The 19217-nt window shown below is 56.4% G+C and carries 19 protein-coding genes; 12 read left to right on the plus strand and 7 right to left on the minus strand.

Features of this window, described 5'->3' with window-relative positions:
* Positions 1-44: 44 nt before the first annotated feature.
* Positions 45-1721, minus strand: a complete 1677-nt coding sequence (locus ACR0AJ_RS19240; protein WP_170377212.1) for a cytochrome D1 domain-containing protein — start codon at positions 1719-1721, stop codon at positions 45-47.
* A 237-nt stretch (positions 1722-1958) separates the two neighbouring features.
* On the opposite strand from ACR0AJ_RS19240, the gene ACR0AJ_RS19245 reads away from it, so the two are divergent.
* The 7 genes from ACR0AJ_RS19245 (at position 1959) to ACR0AJ_RS19275 (ending at position 8619) form a co-directional block, all read left to right on the plus strand.
* Positions 1959-3140, plus strand: a complete 1182-nt coding sequence (locus ACR0AJ_RS19245) for an NnrS family protein (protein WP_170377215.1) — start codon at positions 1959-1961, stop codon at positions 3138-3140.
* Positions 3141-3239: 99 nt separating this feature from the next.
* Positions 3240-3689, plus strand: a complete 450-nt coding sequence (locus ACR0AJ_RS19250) for a c-type cytochrome (RefSeq protein WP_170350172.1) — start codon at positions 3240-3242, stop codon at positions 3687-3689.
* A 16-nt stretch (positions 3690-3705) separates the two neighbouring features.
* A complete protein-coding gene (locus ACR0AJ_RS19255; protein ID WP_170350173.1) occupies positions 3706-5073 on the plus strand; it encodes a cbb3-type cytochrome c oxidase subunit I in 1368 nt (455 codons plus the stop codon).
* 5 nt (positions 5074-5078) lie between these two features.
* Positions 5079-5888 carry a CbbQ/NirQ/NorQ/GpvN family protein gene (locus ACR0AJ_RS19260; protein WP_170350174.1) on the plus strand — a complete coding sequence of 270 codons (810 nt, stop codon included), beginning with the start codon at positions 5079-5081 and terminating at the stop codon, positions 5886-5888.
* 9 nt (positions 5889-5897) lie between these two features.
* Entirely contained in the window at positions 5898-7820 is a 1923-nt protein-coding gene (locus ACR0AJ_RS19265; protein ID WP_480741651.1) for a nitric oxide reductase activation protein NorD, read from the plus strand.
* Entirely contained in the window at positions 7817-8365 is a 549-nt protein-coding gene (locus tag ACR0AJ_RS19270) for a cytochrome c oxidase subunit 3 (protein ID WP_170399987.1), read from the plus strand. The genes ACR0AJ_RS19265 and ACR0AJ_RS19270 overlap by 4 nt, the downstream gene beginning before the upstream one ends.
* Positions 8366-8370: 5 nt before the next feature.
* Positions 8371-8619 (plus strand): cytochrome C oxidase subunit IV family protein, encoded by a 249-nt coding sequence (locus ACR0AJ_RS19275; protein ID WP_226688857.1) that lies wholly within the window; start codon positions 8371-8373, stop codon positions 8617-8619.
* Positions 8620-8675: 56 nt separating this feature from the next.
* On the opposite strand, the gene hemA is transcribed toward ACR0AJ_RS19275, so the two are convergent.
* Complete coding sequence (hemA, locus tag ACR0AJ_RS19280; RefSeq protein ID WP_480647838.1) at positions 8676-9899, minus strand: 5-aminolevulinate synthase; 1224 nt, start codon at positions 9897-9899, stop codon at positions 8676-8678.
* Positions 9900-10079: 180 nt separating this feature from the next.
* Between hemA and ACR0AJ_RS19285 the strand changes: the two genes are divergently transcribed.
* On the plus strand, positions 10080-10772 hold the full coding sequence (locus ACR0AJ_RS19285; protein WP_170350179.1) for a Crp/Fnr family transcriptional regulator: 693 nt from the start codon (positions 10080-10082) through the stop codon (positions 10770-10772).
* A 271-nt stretch (positions 10773-11043) separates the two neighbouring features.
* On the opposite strand, the gene ACR0AJ_RS19290 is transcribed toward ACR0AJ_RS19285, so the two are convergent.
* The 4 genes from ACR0AJ_RS19290 to ACR0AJ_RS19305 form a co-directional block, all read right to left on the minus strand.
* Positions 11044-11541 (minus strand): GNAT family N-acetyltransferase, encoded by a 498-nt coding sequence (locus tag ACR0AJ_RS19290; RefSeq protein WP_170411800.1) that lies wholly within the window; start codon positions 11539-11541, stop codon positions 11044-11046.
* Between the two features lie 80 nt (positions 11542-11621).
* Positions 11622-12125: an outer membrane protein gene (locus ACR0AJ_RS19295; protein WP_480741655.1), complete on the minus strand. Its 504-nt coding sequence runs from the start codon at positions 12123-12125 to the stop codon at positions 11622-11624.
* Between the two features lie 144 nt (positions 12126-12269).
* Positions 12270-12662, minus strand: a complete 393-nt coding sequence (locus ACR0AJ_RS19300; protein WP_480741656.1) for a hypothetical protein — start codon at positions 12660-12662, stop codon at positions 12270-12272.
* 101 nt (positions 12663-12763) lie between these two features.
* Entirely contained in the window at positions 12764-13957 is a 1194-nt protein-coding gene (locus tag ACR0AJ_RS19305) for an NAD(P)-dependent alcohol dehydrogenase (RefSeq protein WP_480741658.1), read from the minus strand.
* Positions 13958-14323: 366 nt separating this feature from the next.
* Between ACR0AJ_RS19305 and ACR0AJ_RS19310 the strand changes: the two genes are divergently transcribed.
* The 4 genes from ACR0AJ_RS19310 to ACR0AJ_RS19325 all read left to right on the plus strand — a co-directional run bounded on the left by ACR0AJ_RS19310 (position 14324) and on the right by ACR0AJ_RS19325 (position 18971).
* Positions 14324-15085, plus strand: a complete 762-nt coding sequence (locus ACR0AJ_RS19310) for a TetR/AcrR family transcriptional regulator (protein WP_170350184.1) — start codon at positions 14324-14326, stop codon at positions 15083-15085.
* Between the two features lie 35 nt (positions 15086-15120).
* Positions 15121-15690 (plus strand): chloramphenicol phosphotransferase CPT family protein, encoded by a 570-nt coding sequence (locus ACR0AJ_RS19315; RefSeq protein ID WP_480741660.1) that lies wholly within the window; start codon positions 15121-15123, stop codon positions 15688-15690.
* A 941-nt stretch (positions 15691-16631) separates the two neighbouring features.
* The gene (locus ACR0AJ_RS19320) at positions 16632-17027 is read left to right on the plus strand and encodes a hypothetical protein (RefSeq protein ID WP_170350186.1); all 396 of its coding nucleotides are present in this window, start codon (positions 16632-16634) and stop codon (positions 17025-17027) included.
* A gap of 426 nt (positions 17028-17453) precedes the next feature.
* Positions 17454-18971 carry an AMP-binding protein gene (locus ACR0AJ_RS19325; protein ID WP_480741663.1) on the plus strand — a complete coding sequence of 506 codons (1518 nt, stop codon included), beginning with the start codon at positions 17454-17456 and terminating at the stop codon, positions 18969-18971.
* 29 nt (positions 18972-19000) lie between these two features.
* Here ACR0AJ_RS19325 and ACR0AJ_RS19330 read toward each other — a convergent pair whose 3' ends face one another.
* Positions 19001-19201, minus strand: coding sequence for a hypothetical protein (locus ACR0AJ_RS19330; protein ID WP_170350188.1), 201 nt, complete (start codon positions 19199-19201; stop codon positions 19001-19003).
* Positions 19202-19217 lie beyond the last annotated feature (16 nt).

Below are 19217 nucleotides of genomic sequence, written 5' to 3' on the forward strand. Positions count from 1 at the left end.
GGCGGGCGAGGGGCCCGCCCTTTCCGGTTTTGGTTGCGAACTCGTCAGGTGACGTGGTTCGAACGGTTGTAGACATTGAACTTGCCGGTCGGAGCATAAAGCCCTTCGATGCGGCCGATTTCTTCCAGCGTCTTGGCGTCGAAGATCACGATCTGACCGTTAGGTTCTTTCGAGTCCGACAGGTTCCACTTGGAAACCCAGACCTCGGTACCATCCGCGTTGAATTCGAAGTGAACAGCGGCGCTGCCTTCGTCTTCGGTGATCTGGATGGTTTTCACGATCTCGCCGGTCTCTTTCGAGATGACCTGCACCGATTGCTGAACTTCAGGTTCCGGGTGCTTGGTCTGGTCAGCCCAGATGTAGTCCGAATTCGGGTGAGTACGGACAAACAGGCCGGGGCCGTCGGTTTCCACTTCGTAGCAGATCTTCCAGGCATCATCCGGGCGGTTTTCGGGATCGTTACCCCAGACGGTTACGGTACCCACACCAAGGTGTGTCGTACCAGCAACCGGGCCGCAATTTGGGTCGACCCAGTTGGCACCCGGGCCGGGGTGCGGCAACGCGGCTGTGTCGATCATCGCTTCCAGCTTGTGGGTTTCGGTATCGACAACCACCATCTTGTTCGACGCGTTCGCGGCGATCTGGAAGTATCGGCCTGTCGGGTCAAAGAACCCGTCATGCAAGAACTTGGCGCTGTCGATCTTGTCGATCCGCAGGTTGTCCAGATCGGTATAATCGACCTGCCACAACTGCCCCAATTCCTTCACGGCAACGATCCAGGTGGGTTCGTTCGGAGTTGTGTAGATTGCGGCCACACGGGCCTCTTCCACGTAATCCCCGTCCACGTTCACACCGCGGGTTGATACGACCTTGACCGGTTCCATGGTCTGGGCGTCGACGATTGCGAAATGCGGCGGCCAATAGCCCCCACCGATGACGTATTTGCCGTCACCAGAAACGGCAACGTCGCGGGCGTCATAGGCAATCTTGACCTCGGAAACCAACATCTTGTCTGGCGTCTGCCAGAGGTCGATCTTAGTCATCTTGCCGTCACGGCCCATGGTGTACCAGAAACGCCCGGGCTGTTCTGGCTCTTCCAGTGCGTGGTGTTCAGATGCTTTCAGAACGTGAACGGCATAGCCGGTCGGGATGTGTGTCAGAACCTCTTTCGTGTCGCCGTCGATCACGGCCACCTTGCCCACATCGCGTTCGATGACAACAAAGAAGTTTTCCCAATTACGGCCATGCAGCGGCTCGGTTGGATAATCGGCTTCTTCGACATAGACCTTACGGGTCGCCATCATCTGTTCAAGTGACATTTCAGGCGGCTTTGGCGGCTCCATCATGATGTAGGTCGCCATGTCCTTTATTTCCTGCTCGGTCATGATGTCCGAGAAGTTGTTCATCCCGCCTTCGGTACCCCAGGCGATGATCTTTTCAAGCCGTTCCTGACCTAGTTTTAGGGTGCCGGATTCGGTTACGGTGCCATCGTCGTTTTTGGTTTTGACCATCGGTTCAAGACTTTTACCGGTGGCACCTTTACGTAGAACGCCGTGACAGCCTGCGCATTGCTCGAAATAAAGTTGTTTGGAGGATTCAAAGGCTTCCTCGCTAAGGGTTGGCTCTTCGGCGAAGGTTGGCGCAGCGACGCTGCCCAGCAGCATCGCCAAACCGACCCCAAAGGCGCGGCCAGTTTTGTTGTAGCTGATTCCAAGTGACATGATCACTCTCCATTTGCGTGGTGAGGCAGGTCCAAGGGTGAGACATCGCGCCCGACGGCTCCTTGACGAAAGTCAACGCCAGGGGCCCATTTCAAGGGTTCGGCAGGAAAAAATGGCGAAAAAAACCGTCATAAAATCTGTGTTTTAGAGGCATGTTTTTCGTGAGGATTGATTTTTGTTAAGTCCGTTGCGCGGGTTGGCTGCTAGGGCTGAAAAAAACGGTTGAGGAGAGCAGCCATGCCCACAATCATCGCCCGCATTCTTGGTGAAGGATTTCGTGTTTTCTTTCTGTCTGCCGGTCTCTACGGCCTGTTTGTCGGCGTGGTCTGGGGGCTGTGGCTGACAGTGCCTTACATGGCGCCGGATTACGGTATGACGCCGCCGATGTGGCACGCGCATGAGATGATTTTCGGCTATGCGACGGCCGCGCTGGGCGGGTTCTTTCTGACCGCAGTACCGAACTGGACCGGCGCCCCCGAGGCGCGGGCGCACTTTATCACTCTGGCTGCCGGGCTGTGGTTGGCCGGTCGGATGGCCATGTGGTTTTCAGGTGTATTGCCGCCAGTTCTGGTTGCGGTGGTCGACCTGGCCTTTGTGCCGGTTCTGGGGGCCAAAATAGCTACGCAGCTGATCCGCCGTCCCAAGCCGCAGAACATGATTTTCCTGCTGTTGCTGAGCTTGATCTGGGTCGCGGACATGATGACACATCTGCAATGGATTGGGGTCACTGAAGGCACTCTGCAAACTGGGCTGCGCGCGGGATTGTTGGCGTTGTGTGCGATGATCGCCATTTTGGGTGGTCGGATTACTCCGGCCTTTACCCGCAATGCCATGAAACGCGCTGGGGTCCCAGAGGCGGACTGGCCGGTTTCGGTCGCCTTGTTCGACAAGGCAGGCATGGTTCTGGCCCTGATCTTGCCGCTGGGTGTTCTGGTGCTCGGTGCAGGGCCGTTGGCCGGGGTTTTGGCGCTTGCCCTTGGGGTGGTTCAGATACTGCGCATGGCCAATTGGCGCAGCCGCTGGGCCGCCCGGCAGCCAATTCTGCTGGCGCTGCATTTGGGTCTAGGCATGTTGGCGATGGGGTTGATCTTGTGGGGGCTGGCAGTGCTGGGTCTGGGCAATGAAATCGCCGCCCTGCACGTATTGGGCATAGGGTGTGTGGGCGGTATGACCCTGGCAGTCATGAGCCGCGCCGCGCTGGGTCACAGCGGCCGTGCACTAATCGCGCCCGCCCCGATGGTCGTAGCCTATGGTCTGATGGCGGTTGCTGCCCTGTCACGCTGGATCGGGGCCGAGCTGAACGCAGGCTATATGGTGGCGATGCTGTTGTCGGACGGCCTGTGGGTCTGTGCCTTTGCGCTTTACCTGATCGCCATGTGGCCTGCGCTGACGGGTCCTCGTACGGGCCGGGAGGGATGATTTTCATTTACTTCCGCCAGCCTTGACTTTCGTTAAGGCCCTCCTACGGCCCAGCCGCCATTCTGGCTAGACAAGCTAAACTGCGCAAAGGAGAGCGCAATGCGAGAAGTCATGACCAAGAGCATGGCTCGCAACATATTCTATGGCGGGTCCCTGTTCTTTATCCTAATATTTCTGGCCCTGTCGGCCCATTCCCACTGGTACATCGTGAATTCCGAGAATTCGGCAAAACTCGATGAAAGTGTGGTTCGGGGCAAGCACGTCTGGGAAAAACACGCGTGCATCAACTGTCACACGATCTTGGGTGAAGGGGCCTATTTCGCCCCCGAAGTCGGCAACGTGATGACACGTTGGGGTGTGCTGGACGACCCGGAATCAGCCTTTGAGTCCCTCAAGGGCTGGATGGAGGCACAACCGACCGGCATTCCCGGTCGTCGGCAGATGCCCAATTTCAACCTCAGCGACGAAGAAATTCGCGACCTGACCAACTTCCTGATCTGGACGGACAATATCGACGCTCAGGACTGGCCGCCCAACGAGGCTGGCTGAGAAAGGGAACGGAGCAATGAAATACGAATCCCAAAAAATCGCCTACGCCTACTTTGCGGTGGCCATGGCCCTGTTCGTGATACAGGTTCTGGGTGGCCTTCTGGCTGGCCTGATCTATGTATCACCAAATTTCCTGAGCGAGCTTTTGCCGTTCAACATCGTGCGGATGCTGCACACCAATGCGCTGATCGTCTGGCTGATCCTGGGCTTCTTCGGCGCGGCCTACTTCCTGATCCCGGAAGAGGCTGAACGTGAAATCCATTCACCCAAGCTGGCCTATCTACAACTGATCATTCTTGTTGTGGGGACGTTGGGTGTGGTGCTGACCTATACCTTCAACCTGTTCGAAGGAAACTGGCTGCTGGGCAAAGAGGGGCGCGAGTTCCTTGAGCAACCCAAATGGGTCAAGGCCGGCATTGTCGTGGCCGCGCTGATCTTCCTTTACAACGTGTCGATGACCGTTCTGAAGGGCAAAAAGACCGCGATCACCAACATCCTCTTGTTGGGTTTGTGGGGTCTGGCGCTGTTGTTCCTGTTTGCCTTCTACAACCCCGGCAACCTGGCCTTGGACAAGCAATACTGGTGGTATGTTGTTCACTTGTGGGTCGAAGGTGTGTGGGAACTGATCATGGCCTCGATCCTGGCCTACCTGATGCTGAAGTTGACCGGTGTTGACCGCGAGGTGGTTGAGAAATGGCTGTATGTCATCGTCGCTGCAGCGCTGTTCTCGGGCATCCTTGGGACAGGTCACCACTACTACTGGATCGGTACACCAGCGTATTGGCAGTGGATCGGTTCGATCTTCTCGAGCCTTGAGGTGATCCCGTTCTTTGCGATGATGGCCTTTGCCTTCGTCATGGTCTGGAAGGGCCGCCGGGACCACCCCAACAAGGCCGCGTTGCTGTGGTCGCTGGGCTGTGCCACGCTGGCCTTCTTTGGTGCCGGTGTCTGGGGTTTCCTGCATACGCTGCACGGGGTGAACTATTACACCCACGGCACGCAGATTACCGCGGCCCACGGTCACCTGGCCTTTTACGGCGCCTATGTCTGCCTCAACCTGGCGATCTTCACCTATGCCATGCCGATCCTGAAAAACCGTGATCCGTATAATCAGGTGCTGAACATGGGTTCGTTCTGGCTGATGACCAGCGGTATGGTCTTCATGACCTTCGTGCTGACCTTCGGCGGAACCGTGCAGACGCACATGCAACGTGTGATCGGTGACTACTTCATGGACGTGCAGGATCAGATCGCGATCTTCTACTGGATGCGCTTTGGGTCTGGTGTAGTCGTGGTCCTTGGTGCGCTGCTGTTCGTCTACTCGATCTGGGTGCCCCGGAAAGAGGTCATCGAACCCGGCGCGGCCGAAACCCCTGCGGAGTAATGCAAATGGATGGCTCCATACAAATGGGAACGGGGGCGGCAAACGCCCCCTTCTACCTGCCCCAGGGCGATGAATGCGATGTGTTCACCGCCGCCTATAACAACGATCTGCCGGTTCTGCTGAAAGGGCCGACAGGTTGCGGCAAGACCCGCTTTGTGGCCCATATGGCCGCGCAGCTTGGCCGCCCGCTTTATACTGTCGCCTGCCATGATGATCTGGCCGCTGCCGACCTGATTGGCCGCTATTTGCTGAAAGGCGGGGAAACCGTCTGGGTCGATGGCCCGCTGACCCGCGCAGTGCGCGAAGGCGCAATCTGTTACCTGGATGAGGTGGTCGAGGCCCGCAAGGACGTGACCGTCGTGCTTCACCCTTTGACTGACGACCGGCGCATCCTGCCGATTGATCGCACCGGCGAAGAACTGGCAGCCGCGCCCGGCTTCATGCTGGTGGCATCCTACAATCCCGGGTACCAGAATATCCTGAAAACCCTGAAACCTTCGACCCGGCAGCGGTTCATTTCGCTGGAATTCGACTTTCCGTCGCCTGAGATGGAGGCCGAGGTTGTCGCCCAGGAAAGTGGCCTGGCGCTTGAACGCTGCAAACCGCTGATCCGGTTGGCGAACAAACTACGGGGGCTCAAGGGTCAGGATCTTGAGGAAGGCGTTTCTACCCGACTGGTTGTCTATGCTGCGACGCTGATCGCACAGGGTATGTCGACGGACCGCGCCATTCTTGCCGCAATGATCGAACCTCTGACTGATGACGAGGATATCAAACGCGGGCTCCTCGATCTTGTCACGGCTGTCTTTGGGTGAGGCCGGCCAATGGTCAAGATCGATTTTGAGCCATGGGAACCCGAAGAAACGATCGGGAAACTGTGGCACACCCTTGCCAGCCGCCTCGATGCACCTGAGGTGCATGTTGGAGCCGCGGTCGACCTTTCTGAGGTCGCGGGGCGGCTGGCAGTCCTCTTCCGAGGGCTTGGGGGTAGTCCGGGCGTTGAATTACGCCCGGTCTCACCCGAAGTTTCACGCCACCGGTTAAGCTGGCGTCGCCGCTTGGGAACTGAGGCCGAGCTGATGCCGCGTGCTTCGTTCGATGGCGAGGTATTGCGCCTGCCGGACCGTCTGGCCGTTTTCCCGGCGCGCGAAGCCAACGGCGCGCTATATGTCTGGCTGGCAGCCGTTTCGGCCCATGCCGACACCCGAATTGATGAGGATGACCCCCTGCGGGCCGACCTGCATGCGCTGATCGCTGCGCGACAGATGGTCGAGGCCACGCTGGAAAACGCGCCCGGCTTGCTCCCCCTTTATACCGAACTGTGCAAGGGTCTGCTGCACCAACGTGATATCCCTAACCTGCCGCCGGTCGAAGCCGCGCTAGAAGAACTGGTTCGCCATATGCTGGGTGATCCGGCATCGCTGTCTGCCAAGGCGGAACAGCTGCTGGAGCTGGATGACAGCCTGTCTGCTCCGCGCGGGTATCAGCGTTTTCGCCCGGTCCCCCTGTGGCCCGAACTGCGCGCCGTCGGGTTTTCGGAACATAACGAGGTGGAAAACCCCGATACAGATGGCCCGCCCGAGGAATCGGGTGAGAAAACCCACCGCGCCCGCCGCCGTAAATCTGATCAGGCCGAACGGAAAGACAGCCTGATCCTGCACAAATTCGAGGCGATCCTCAGTTGGGCCGAGTTTCTGAACCTGAACCGCCGGGTCGATGATGACGATCCCGACAATGCCAAAAAGGCGGCCGACGATCAGGAAGAGATCGGGCTGGGCCAAATCTCGAAGGCACCGCCCACCAAGCTGAAGCTGCACCTGGATCTGGCGCCCGAGGATGTGAATCGCGAGCGTCTGTCGGGCCGTATCCTTTATCCCGAATGGGACGTGCGCACCGGTCAGTACTTGCCAGACCACGTGAATGTCCTGTTGTCGGATGCCGATATCCGCGAAGACGCAGCCGAGTTTGGCAAGGACCCGGCCACTGCCCGCCGCATCCGCGCGGTGAAGCGCCAGTTCGAGGCGCTGCGCCCCGGTCGGGTTATGACACGCGGCCATCTGGACGGCGACCAGTTGGATATCGAAGCCGCCGTGCGTGCCGAGACTGAACGTCGGGCTTGTGGGGAAGCCAACGAGCGCATCTGGCAGCAATCCCGTCCCGAAGCTCGCGATCTGGCGGTCTCGATCCTGCTGGATGTCAGCCGATCCACCGAAAGCGCAGTCACAGGCCGCGCCGTGATCGATATTGAACGCGAGGCGCTGGCCGCGTTGGCGTGGGGATTGAATGCTTGTGGGGATGACTTTGCGATCCACGCCTTCAGTTCTCTGAAACGTCAGCGTGTCTATGTGCAGCGCTGCAAGCGGTTTGATGAGCCAATGGGCGGAACGGTCGAACAGCGAATCGCGTCACTGCGCCCGGGGCATTACACACGGCTTGGGGCGGCAATCCGGCATTGCTCGGCCGATTTGGCGGATCAATCGAGCAAGCGCCGGCTGCTGCTGGTGATCACCGATGGCAAGCCGAACGACCTGGATCACTATGAGGGTCGCCATGGTATCGAAGATACGTGCATGGCCGTCCGCGAAGCGCGTCGCGCCGGGCAATCGGTCTTTGGTGTCACCATCGACAAAACCGGCAAAAGTTGGTTCCCGCGTATGTTCGGGCAAGGCGGTTTTGCGGTGATCCCTGACCCGCACCGTCTGACGATGGCTTTGCCGCAAATCTATCGCCAACTGGTCGGCGCATGAGCGATGCTTCTGTGATCGACGAGCTTCCGGGCGAGTTGCTGATGTGGGTTCTGATCGTCTCGGAACTGCTAGTGTTCGGCGCTGGGATGATCGCCTTTATGGGCGTGCGTCTGACCGACCCGGCGGGTTTTGCCGAGGCGCAGTCACATCTGCATCGCACTGGAGCGGCGTTTAACACAGCGGTTCTGGTCACATCGGGGTATCTGGCCGCACAGGCGCTGCACTGGCGACAGGTCGCGCGGCGCGCGGCGGCGCGCATGGCCTTGATCGGCGCGGCCCTTCTGGGCGTTGTTTTCCTGATCATCAAAGGCACGGAATACGCGGATAAAATGGCGCAGGGGATCAATTACGAAACGCACCCCTTCTTCCTGTTCTACTACCTTCTGACTGGTTTTCACGCGGCCCATGTTCTGGCCGGGGTCGGCATTCTGTTACTGGTGTCCTGGCGGGATGACGCACGCAATATCGAGGCGGGCGCACAGTTCTGGCACATGGTCGACCTGGTCTGGATCATGCTTTTTCCGGTGATCTATCTGTTGGGATGAGGGCGATGGGGGACAACACTCTGACACGGGCCTGGCTTGCCCTTTTGGGGCTAAGTGTCGGCTCAGCGGTATTGACCTTGTTGCCGGTGCCGGCTGCGGTCATGGGGGGTGGGATTCTGTTGCTTGCGCTGATCAAGACGCGCGTAATCCTTGCGCAGTATCTGGACCTTGCTAGAAGCCCAGCCTGGTTGCGCGGATTCACCATGGTTCTAACCGGCTTTTCGGTGCTGATCTTTGCCCTCTACCTCGTTTGAAGCAGAAAAAAGCCGCCCGATCTGGGCGGCAGTTTTTCAAGCAAGGAGCGCTTTGTTTACTGGGCGGCCATCGGCATCCGCGCGATCTGGCAGCGTTGCCATAGGGCCGACAGCGCGCCGACCAGATGTTCGATATCTTCGTCCGTATGCACCGGAGAAGGGGTGATCCGCAGACGCTCGGTTCCTTTGGGGACAGTGGGGTAGTTGATCGGCTGGATGTAGATGCCGAACTCTTCAAGCAGCGTGTCCGAGATGAATTTGCATTTCACCGGATCACCCACCATCACCGGGATGATGTGGCTGGGGTTGGGCAGATGCGGAATGCCTTCGGCATCCAACCGGGCACGCACCTGCGCCACGCGGGACTTCTGCTGATCGCGTTCGGTATTCGACTGTTTCAGGTGCCGGATCGAGGCCGCAGCGCCCGCCGCAATCGACGGGGGCAAGGCGGTGGTAAAGATAAACCCGCTGGCAAAGCTGCGCACAAAATCACAAAGTGCGGCTGAGGCCGCGATATAGCCACCAACCACACCAAAGGCTTTGCCCAACGTGCCCTCGATCACGGTCAGTCGATCCATCAGACCTTCGTGTTCGGCAATGCCGCCACCGCGCGGGCCGTAAAGACCGACGGCATGAACCTCATCCAGATAGGTCATCGCGCCGTATTTGTCGGCCAGATCGCAAATCTCTTGGATCGGCGCGATATCTCCGTCCATCGAATAGACGGATTCAAAGGCGATCATCTTGGGGGCGTCAGGATCGGCAGCAGCCAGCTTCGCCTCAAGGTCTTCAAGGTCGTTGTGCTTCCAGATCACCTTTTGCGCGCGCGAATGCCGGATGCCTTCGATCATCGAGGCGTGGTTCAGCGCGTCCGAGAAAACGATAAGGCCGGGGATTTTCGCAGCAAGGGTGCCAAGGGCCGCCCAGTTCGAAACATAGCCAGAGGTGAACAGAAGCGCTGCCTCTTTGCCGTGCAGATCGGCCAGTTCGGCCTCAAGCAGGACGTGATCGTGTGTGGTGCCCGAGATGTTCCGGGTGCCGCCAGCACCAGCGCCGCACCGGTCCAGCGCGTCATGCATCGCCCCGGTCACCGCCGGATGCTGCCCCATGCCCAGATAGTCGTTTGAACACCAGATCCGCACATCGCGCTGCACTGATCCGTCGGTTTGACGTGCGTTTGGGAATGATCCGCAGCGGCGTTGCAGGTCGATAAAAACACGATAGTTTCCTTCGTCCCGCAGATCGTCCAGGCTCTGGGTGAAAAATCGCTCGTAGTCCATTATACTGGCTCCCCGGATTGCTGGCTTTGGGCCGAATTTATGCCCATGGTGACGCCTAAGACATGACAATAGTCAAGTTGAAGCAGGAAAAGGCTGGCGCGCCGGGCAGAGCTTTGGCATAGCCTTGCTAAAAAAAGGACGTACCGGTCGGACGATCGACCAGGGAAAAGGGGAAACTCCGTGGCACACGAAGCACAAAAAGCGATCGCGCGGCAATCGCTTTTGCTCAAGAGTTTGCCGGACCAGCATGTCGATACACTGCTGAGCCACGCAATTTGGCGTAGCTATGATCGGGGCGAAACGATCTTTCTACAGGAAGAAGAGGCCAAGGCCGTCCACGTGGTGCTTGCTGGGTGGGTCAAGTTGTTCCGCATGTCCCCGACCGGGGCCGAGGCAGTGGTCAGCGTCTTTACCCGCGGCGAAAGTTTTGGCGAGGCCGTCGCGCTGCGAAACGTCCCTTACCCCGTTTCTGCCGAGGCCGTGTCGGCCTGCGACGTGATGCATATCCCAAGCCCTTTGCTGTTGTCGTTGATGAAAGAAGACCCCGAGATCGGCGTTTCCATTCTGGCGTCCACGTTCACGCATCTGCATTCGCTGGTGGCACAGCTGGAGCAGCTCAAGGCGCAGACGGGTGCGCAGCGGGTGGCAGAGTTTCTTCTGAACCTGTGTGACGCCAAACCCGATGGCTGCGACGTAGAGCTACCTTATGACAAAATGCTGATCGCCGGGCGTCTAGGGATGAAGCCGGAAAGCCTTAGCCGGGCGTTTTCGCGGTTAAAAACGGTTGGTGTGCAAATCAACCGCAACCACGCCGTAATCTCTGATATCGAGCGCCTGCGGGATTATGCTGAAAGTGATCCGTCGGACAAATGATCAGCCCGACGGGCGTTTCGGGTTTTCAGCGGGGGGCTGAGGATGCTGGTCATTGTCTGACTGAGGTTTTGTACCCCCGTATTGCCGCGCATAGGTTGCGACAACCCGGCCCGTGATCCGGTATTTCCAACAGATAAAAGCAGACAGGGCTGCGTTGCGCCCCTTGATACCGGGACAATCAAAAAGCAAAGGATGTTGGGGATGACGGTCTGATCGGGCGACTGATGAAGGTGACCCTCGCTCGAATGGTCCGTGGAGTTGTTTGCGCAGCTCAATGGTACCTGTAGACGAGATCATTGGGGTCATCTCGCTCGGCATTTGAATCCAAAATTCCTCCAAGCCGCTCAGCAAGGCGGCAGGAGCGGAAGTTGTTCGGATCGATATAACTGACGAGCGACTGGGTTACGTTCCATGTACAGGCCCAATCTCGCAGCGTTCGCGCAGCTTCAAACGCATAGCCTTTTCCTTCGGCATCAGCATAGACAAACCAGCCCAATTCGGGTTCGGGGAAAAGCGGTCCGGAGTTGATGCTAACCTGCCCAAGGCACGCTCCTGAAACACGGTCTTCCATCATCAGTGCCCCGTGCCCCATGAGGGTCCACTGAGCTATGTCATGACAGAAAATCCCCCAGGTCATGCGGTCAGAGACCGGGCCTCCCATGAACTTTGAGCGCTCTGATGTCATCAGCGCAAGATAGTCGGGCCAGTCTGCCATTATTGGTGGTCGAAGTAGCAGTCGTTCAGTCTCAAGCGTTGGTATTTCAGTCACCTGGTGGCTCCCGGGAATTGAATTATGAGTGGGGGCAATTGACTGCCCCCCGCTTGTGTCAGGTTCTCAAACGCCTTCTGTCAGAACTTGTAAGACACCCGAAGCGCGACAGAGTCAGCTGTGATGTCGTCAGCTGACGTGTCATATGTGTCTCGCAGGTACTCAAGGCCGACCAGAACACTGTCCGTTGCGCGATACGTAACGCCAACGCCAGCAGAGTAGCCATCTTCACTGATGGAACCGCCATCGATGTTCGCATATCCAATGACGCCGTACAGATACGTCCGGCCAAATACGTGTCCGCCTTTGAACTTCAGGCGTATCGTATCGACCTTTTTTGTTTTGTTGTCAGACACAAGCTCAGCGCCCGCATCATAAGTCAGTTCACCGCCAACTACATAGCCGTCAAAATTATGAAGATATCCGGCGTGGAGGCCCAACGCTGCGTTTCCGTTGTCGTTTTCGTCTTGGGAAACATCAACTGTGGATAGCTGCAAACCAGCATTGAAGCCGGTCCAGTTTTCGTCTGCCAAACATATTGTGGGAGCCATAGCGGCCAATGTGATCAATGTTATAGTCTTCATTTTTAGTCCGTTTTCTTGTTTTGTGTGGACAGGGGTATCTGCCCGCTGGACCTGCACTATGGTTCAACGGGGACGGCTTGCTGTTCGTCGGGGTGTTGGATGTAACGCCGGCCTGTTGCAGGTCGGCGGTGACCCACCCTCAGATCAAAGGATGGGTTTGGGCTTGCTGGTCAGTTGCAGCAGTTTTCCCGCGTCGTCATATCGTGCAGTGACGAGAACCCGCCGCGCATGGGCCACTTCCAAAGGCCCCCCGACAACCTCCCAGAGCCCGAAGGTAAAGAGGTCCAGCGTTCCGTGGCCTGCCGCCCGAGCAAGATTTGGCTTTGTCCGGGGTTCGACGTCATAGACGGCCACCCAATCACCATTGGCTTGTTGCTGTAGCTGCTCAGGCGACCCCAACTGCCGCTCGACATCCGTCCGGGTGGCTTCCTGGCTGACGACGCTCAGATCCGGACCATCACTGCCTTTTGCGGCCATGTTGGCGGCACACCCACTCAGCGCGGCGCCCAGGGTAAGCGCGACTACCATTGACTGCATGGGCCGAACACAGCTCGCAATGCGATCGGTTGGATTGCGTCGATTGCGGTGAGGGGCAGATGAAACGGGATTGTCCGACCCCGGTGATTTCCAAAGTTTTGTCATAGTGTTACCGTGTCTTGATAGAATTTCGTTTTGTGCCGGAACAGTGATTGCTTGAGGTGCACCTCAGGTCTGGAACTGGTTTCCGGCCGGCTTGATTTTTCGTTGGTCAAAAAGTTGATGACGATCCGACCTCTTGTCCGATTGGACATCAGAGTTCTGATTGCGGCCCGGATTTGCGGCAAATCGAATGGAATCTCGGCTTCAATTGGAGAGCGTATGTTGTGCTTTGCGATGCTCAGCATCGCCGCGTAGGCGTTGTTCCGTGGCAAGGAGGCACAAAAACGATACCGAGGACCGCGGAGCCGTGTCGCGATACTGCGGCAAGTAACGTGGCTGACACCCAGAAGAAACTCGCCCCTGGATAACTTGCGTTCACCAATGTGGCGTATGGGGCCAACAATCGTGACGAACCGGCCTTTGCGTTTCAGTATTCGGTACGCTGCGGCCTCGATGTCCCGACCGCCTACCAGATCAAAAACCCTGTCGTAGGTGTTTTTGACCTGAGAGCCAAAATTGGTAGCGTTGTAGTCGATCGTGTGATCCGCTCCCAACGTGCGCACCAGATCGGCATTCGCGCCGCTGCAAACCCCGGTCACGATTGCGCCCTTTGATTTGAGGAACTGAACCATCATGGATCCGACGGCACCCGATGCCCCAACAACGAGGCAATGGTCACCTTTTTCGACGCGTGCGGTGTTGATCGCACCCCACGCAACACAACCCGATAGTGTCGCGGCTGCCGCCTCGACATGAGACAAGGCCGGGGGTTTGAGCATCAGATAGTCGTGCGAAACGCATCTGTACGTTGCCCAAGACCCGTTTTCGCCAAGCTCGTTGGGAACGACGATCACTTCGTCTCCAACATTGAACCGGGTTGCGTCCTGACCAGTTGCGACAACGACCCCTGACACCGAAGTCCCCATGACGTAGGGGGAATTTGCCGAAGCGTGTTTAGGCCCGAAGAAACGACCAAGAGCGGTGCCCTGAGCCGCATAAATTTCATCGACATGCAGTGATGAAGCGAACAGCTGAATCGCGACTTGGTGGCGCGAAGGTCTTGGCACAGGCACGTTCACCAATTGCAATGCTTCCGCGACATTCCCAGGCTCAGGCAACTCTGTCAAAGCGATTGCCGTCATGCTTTTGGCTGCGCGGTAAACCGTGGAAATCGCTCTTACATTGTCCAACATGTTTCTCTCCTGAGAGGTTTGGATCAATTGAGGGAGAACGGATTTACGAGCCAAGTCTGCGGACTTGTTTGAGACAAAGATCGCCTAGCTTCGTCCCAGTCCAGGGAAAGCCTGACCAGAAGTTCAAGCAAATCCCGGATACCAGCCAGCCGAGATGTTTGGCGTAACTCGGATATTGAAATATCCCTGCAAACAAGAGCATTCATGGCATTCGATCCTGTGTAGTAGACACAACTCAACTGGGCGCGCGAAGCGTTGTAGCTTGCGGTCTTGGGCTGCATCAGCGCATCATTTATTTCGGGGCGGCAGGTGAATTTCGTTGTCCTGCCAGATGAGTCGGGATATAAACCGACCGCAGGTCTGTAATTGCAGACCGTCGGTCGGTTTGCAAGGGGAAAATGTATGAAACCTACGAAGCGGAAGAATATGCAGCCAGAGGCGCGGCGCGCGCAGTTACTGGGGTGTGCGCAAATGTTGTTCTTTTCGAAAGGTTTCGAAGATACGACCATTCAGGATGTGCTGGATCTGGCCGGTGTTTCGAAAGGTGGCTTTTATCACCACTTCAAATCCAAGGATGAGCTTTTGTTCGGGGTATTGGATGGCATGGCAGAAGGCGTGTTCGCGCAAATGTCTGTTGTTGCTTCTGACGAGAAATCTTCGGCACTCGATCTGTTGCATAACTTCACCCATCTAAGGGCAAACTACCTGCGCGAGCATGACTACCCAGGCCAGGTCGAGATGTTCAAGATCATGAACCAGGACAAAAACCTGTTCCTGCTCGAACAATTCAAGCGCAGGGTCAGAACTGGTGCCATGCCGGTCCTGACCAAAATCATCCGGAAGGGCTGTGACGAAGGAACGTTCACTGTCGCCGATGTCGATACGACGGCAGAGCTTATACTCTTCCTTATGAACTTCTTTGATTTTGCATTGCTGCGCGCCATCGACGCCCGGGGAACTGACATAGCAGATGAAGCCGCACGCAATTTACAGGCGGCGATCGATATGCAATTTCTAACACTCGACCGAATTCTGGGTCTGCCGGATGGGACAACAGATTTTGGATGGCCGGAAGCGGTGGATGTTACGATGGAAACTGTGCCTTCACCCCCTTCCTCAGCCAAATAACGGACCTTGGCAGCGATCATTCAGTCACGAGACCAATGGCGACAGTAATTCTCCTAAACGGAGTAGGGAGTGTTGGTAAAAGTTCTATCGCAAAAGCGCTTCAGAACATTACGACACTACCGTTCCTTCACATCGAAATGGATGCCTTCCTGGCAATGTTGCCACAGCGGCTTGCTGGTGATCCAGATGGATTGAGTTTTGAAAAGCGTGTGGTGGGCGGGAAAGCAGTGACCTTCGCGCGGGTCGGGCCAACAGCCAGTCGCGCACTTTCCGGAATGCGCCGTTCAGTTGCTGCAATGGCGCGCGCCGGGAATAATTTGATTGTTGACGAGGTGTTGTTTGGAAACACGGAAGCCGGGTCTGCGAGCGCGGTAGCTGAATATCAAAGCTTACTGGAGCCGTATGATTTTTACATGGTTGGTTTGTTTGCTTCGCTGGACGTGCTGGAGGCACGGGAACGAAAGCGGGGCGACCGGACGCTCGGGCTTTCCAGATGGCAATTCGAGCGTGTTCATGATGGGATGAAATATGACTTATCGGTGAATACAGAAGATGCCTCGCCAATTGCATGCGCAGAGTTGATAAAGGCAAATTTGAACCTGTAGGTTGCGAAGATACACAATCCCATCGCTGACCACGTCAATATGACCACCAATGCGAACGATCATCCGGCCCTCCCTCAATCAATCCAACGTCTCGGCGCATGTGGTCGGACAATGGTGTTGTAGTGTTGGGATTTCCTACTGAGCCATTTCTTTTTCGAACATCTCCTGAGTGTTGCCAAATTCGACGCAACTGACGGGCGCAGAACTCCAAAATACTTCGTGGGGCACGGTGGGAATCATAGTGCATGTTTCAAGCTTTCAATTTCGGGCACAGCTAATGCGTCCACGAAATGGGTGTCGTGGAGCGACCGGCGTTTTTGTTTTAAGTACTCACGAGGCGAGAGGGCAGTCAGGCTTTAGTGGTTTTCCGAATCAATCAATACAGACCGTTGGTCTGCATATCTAGACCGGCGGTCGGTTTGTAAAGGGAATTCAGCACTCACCAAAACAATCGTCAGTCCCGGTACAAAGATTCCATCTGCACCAGCCGTGGTATAGGCTGCCGCGCTCTAGAGCTTCTCCGACAAGTATTTCATGCGTGACGGGTTGCTTCGCGCGATGCACGAGTAGGCCGCAGCAAACGCAGATAAGCTGGTCCATCCGAGGTGAAGTTGGTTTGATGTGAACTGGAAATGTCTGCTTTCCGGAAGCTGCACTGCAACACCACAGCCCTTGGCCAACGTCTCTTTTGGGTCGTGCCACGTCGCAGCCTGGGGTACTATTGCTTCGGTTGCCGTGCTGAAGTTGAATGTCCGCTACAATGCTCAAACTCTTAACGGATTCAATTAACTTCTAGCCGTTCGATGCCAATGATTTGGGGCAACGTAGTGGTCTGCGGATGCCGGTGTTTCCTTGTCTTTGACCCGTGTTGAGACACGCTTGTTGAGAACAGTGAACCTAAAATGTATTTTAGGTCGGATTGCGAACGAAGGGAAATCTTCATGATCAGGACTTCTGCGCTTGCGCTGTTTGCTTTCTTCTCGGCAACCTCGGCATTCGCAACTGTTGAGTTGTATTGCGAGGCCCCTGATGGATCAGGCGCAGTTGTTGCTGTCGGATTGGGAACTGTCCCTGGACTCGCAGTCGTGAGTGCGACCATTCACGCAGACAGCAAACACTGGAGCTTAACAGAAGTTGATGGTGCGATACCAATCATCGTGGCGCAGGGGGCCGATGTCGATATGCACACTGTCATCGACTTCGCCGATCCTGAATATAGCCGGATCGTTGCCTCGGTTCGATTGATAACAGCCGTCGAAGGTGACGATTTCGTCACCGTGGGCACACTCACGATACCAGAAGTCGGTGCCTTCCCGCTGATCTGCGAAGGGCCGTAGCCGTCCGATATTTCGCAATACTCGGAGGTCAAACCGGCGGAAGCGGTCATCTCAAATTATGCTTTACTCGAATGTCTGAAATGGGCCGTTGGCGTCGCAAACTGAAGCCGAAACTATGCAGATGCTGCGCAACCCCCGATGGTTGCTATGTAACACAAACCGAGCTTTGGTTCGGGACAAATGGACCACTCACGTTGCGCTGATGTTCGCGTAATTTCCAACGTGGAAACTCGACTTGTTTAAGTGCAGGGTAATTAAGGGCTGCACTTGGAGGAATACGTTTTGATGGAATCGAGTTCTGACACTGAGACTTCCCCAGAATACTCCAAAACGGTGGAGAAATTTGACCTGGAGCTGGCAAAGTCTTCCTTTTTCGGCAACTTCAGCCACGGGATAAATGCATGCGTAGAATGTTGTGACGCCCATTTGCAGGGCAATCCCCGTGCTTTGAACTGGGTTGCATTGGATGGGCACCATGAGACGCGCAGTTTTGCAGAGTTGCGCGAAGAAGCTGCGCGTTTCGCCAACTTGCTGGAAGAACAAGGCATCCAACCCGGTGACATCGTGGCGGGTCTGTTACCTCGCACCCCGGATCTTGTGACAGTTGTTCTCGGCACCCTCCTGGCTGGCGCGGCCTATCAGCCTTTGTTTACAGCCTTTGGGCCCAAGGCCATTCAGGACCGTTTGACCATGAGTGGCGCGAAGTTGGTTGTGACTGACGCCGCGAACCGCATCAAGCTCGACGGAGTGGAAAGTTGTCCGCCTGTCGCGACGATTGTGGAAACGAGACAAGGGGTTATTGCGGGAGACATTGATTTCCGCCAGGCGATGGCCGCGCATTCGCCTGAGTTCGTCCCTGTTTTGCGGAACGGCGATGATCTGATGTTCATGATGGCGACATCTGGAACTACAGGTCCCGCCAAAGGAGTACCCGTGCCCCTCAAGGCTCTGGCTGCCTTTCGATCTTACATGGTCGAAGGGATCGGCCTGCAGCATGAGGATGTTTTCTGGAATATAGCCGATCCAGGCTGGGCCTATGGACTCTACTATGCATTGATCGGCCCGCTACTATTGGGACATGCAACCACTCTGGTCGAAGGGCCTTTCACAGTGGACAGTACATATGACGTGATTTCGAAATTGGGCGTGACTAACTTTGCAGGCGCGCCTACTGCGTTTCGACTAATCATCGCCGCGGGAACCGAGCGCGCGTCACAGCTGCGCGATCAGATCCGTTGCATCAGCAGCGCAGGCGAGCCACTGAACCCCGAAGTCATCCGTTGGTTCGAGACCGAACTGAATGCGCCGATTAAGGATCATTATGGGCAGACGGAAACGGGTATGCTGGTGAATAATCATCACGGGCTCGAACATCCGGTACGCCCGGGATCGGCTGGCTATGTGATGCCAGGACACAGGGTTGAGGTTCTGGCTGAGGACGGCAGCATCGCCGACTTCAATGAGCCAGGTCAATTGGCCGTCAACATTGCGGATTCACCTCTCTTGTTCTTTAGCGGCTACCTAAACATGGGCACCAAATCGATCGAGAACGGATACTATCTTACTGGAGACACAGTGGAGCGGGATGAACACGGATGTATAACGTTCGTTGGTCGGATCGACGACGTTATCACCTCTTCGGGTTATCGCATCGGACCGTTTGACGTTGAAAGCGCTCTGATCGAACATCCCTCTGTAACGGAAACGGCGGTCGTAGGCGTTCCTGACAAGGAACGGACCGAAATAGTGAAAGCGGTAGTCGTACTGGCGGATGGCACAGAAGGTAATGATGCGTTGGCCGCGGAGTTGAAGGACTATGTCAAACAGCGCCTTTCTGCTCACGCCTATCCTCGGCTTATCGAATTCGTCAAAGAACTGCCGAAGACACCCAGCGGTAAAATTCAGAGATTTCTGCTTCGCCAAGCGAATGTCAGCGGTGCGTAATCAAGCTTCTCGAAGGCAAGCTCCTTCGTTCAACTGCATGCCAATTCTACCAGGCAGAGAACGACGGTTTTTCCCGCGTTGTGTAAGTTCGGTTTGAACAGGATTTTGCGTTCGCGGCGAAAGTCTGCAATGCGGGCTGCGACCGCAGCATCGAAACAAAGGGTTGGATGTCGGCTCTGGGCCGAATCTGCTTGCGGAATGCAAATAGTTGTTTCGGCATGTTCGTTCATTGCTTCGCGTTCTCTA

The sequence above is a fragment of the Ruegeria sp. CJ9 genome, from assembly GCF_056536625.1.

What these genes read in the sequence shown, in the direction of transcription:
- ACR0AJ_RS19255 (WP_170350173.1), top strand. Translation starts at nt 3,706, where the DNA reads ATGAAATACGAATCCCAAAAAATCGCCTACGCCTACTTTGCGGTGGCC.
- ACR0AJ_RS19240 (WP_170377212.1), bottom strand. Translation starts at nt 1,721, where the DNA reads ATGTCACTTGGAATCAGCTACAACAAAACTGGCCGCGCCTTTGGGGTC.
- ACR0AJ_RS19330 (WP_170350188.1), bottom strand. Translation starts at nt 19,201, where the DNA reads ATGAACGAACATGCCGAAACAACTATTTGCATTCCGCAAGCAGATTCG.
- ACR0AJ_RS19305 (WP_480741658.1), bottom strand. Translation starts at nt 13,957, where the DNA reads ATGTTGGACAATGTAAGAGCGATTTCCACGGTTTACCGCGCAGCCAAA.
- ACR0AJ_RS19245 (WP_170377215.1), top strand. Translation starts at nt 1,959, where the DNA reads ATGCCCACAATCATCGCCCGCATTCTTGGTGAAGGATTTCGTGTTTTC.
- ACR0AJ_RS19300 (WP_480741656.1), bottom strand. Translation starts at nt 12,662, where the DNA reads ATGCAGTCAATGGTAGTCGCGCTTACCCTGGGCGCCGCGCTGAGTGGG.
- hemA (WP_480647838.1), bottom strand. Translation starts at nt 9,899, where the DNA reads ATGGACTACGAGCGATTTTTCACCCAGAGCCTGGACGATCTGCGGGAC.
- ACR0AJ_RS19295 (WP_480741655.1), bottom strand. Translation starts at nt 12,125, where the DNA reads ATGAAGACTATAACATTGATCACATTGGCCGCTATGGCTCCCACAATA.
- ACR0AJ_RS19270 (WP_170399987.1), top strand. Translation starts at nt 7,817, where the DNA reads ATGAGCGATGCTTCTGTGATCGACGAGCTTCCGGGCGAGTTGCTGATG.
- ACR0AJ_RS19275 (WP_226688857.1), top strand. Translation starts at nt 8,371, where the DNA reads ATGGGGGACAACACTCTGACACGGGCCTGGCTTGCCCTTTTGGGGCTA.
- ACR0AJ_RS19250 (WP_170350172.1), top strand. Translation starts at nt 3,240, where the DNA reads ATGCGAGAAGTCATGACCAAGAGCATGGCTCGCAACATATTCTATGGC.
- ACR0AJ_RS19265 (WP_480741651.1), top strand. Translation starts at nt 5,898, where the DNA reads ATGGTCAAGATCGATTTTGAGCCATGGGAACCCGAAGAAACGATCGGG.
- ACR0AJ_RS19315 (WP_480741660.1), top strand. Translation starts at nt 15,121, where the DNA reads ATGGCGACAGTAATTCTCCTAAACGGAGTAGGGAGTGTTGGTAAAAGT.
- ACR0AJ_RS19260 (WP_170350174.1), top strand. Translation starts at nt 5,079, where the DNA reads ATGGATGGCTCCATACAAATGGGAACGGGGGCGGCAAACGCCCCCTTC.
- ACR0AJ_RS19320 (WP_170350186.1), top strand. Translation starts at nt 16,632, where the DNA reads ATGATCAGGACTTCTGCGCTTGCGCTGTTTGCTTTCTTCTCGGCAACC.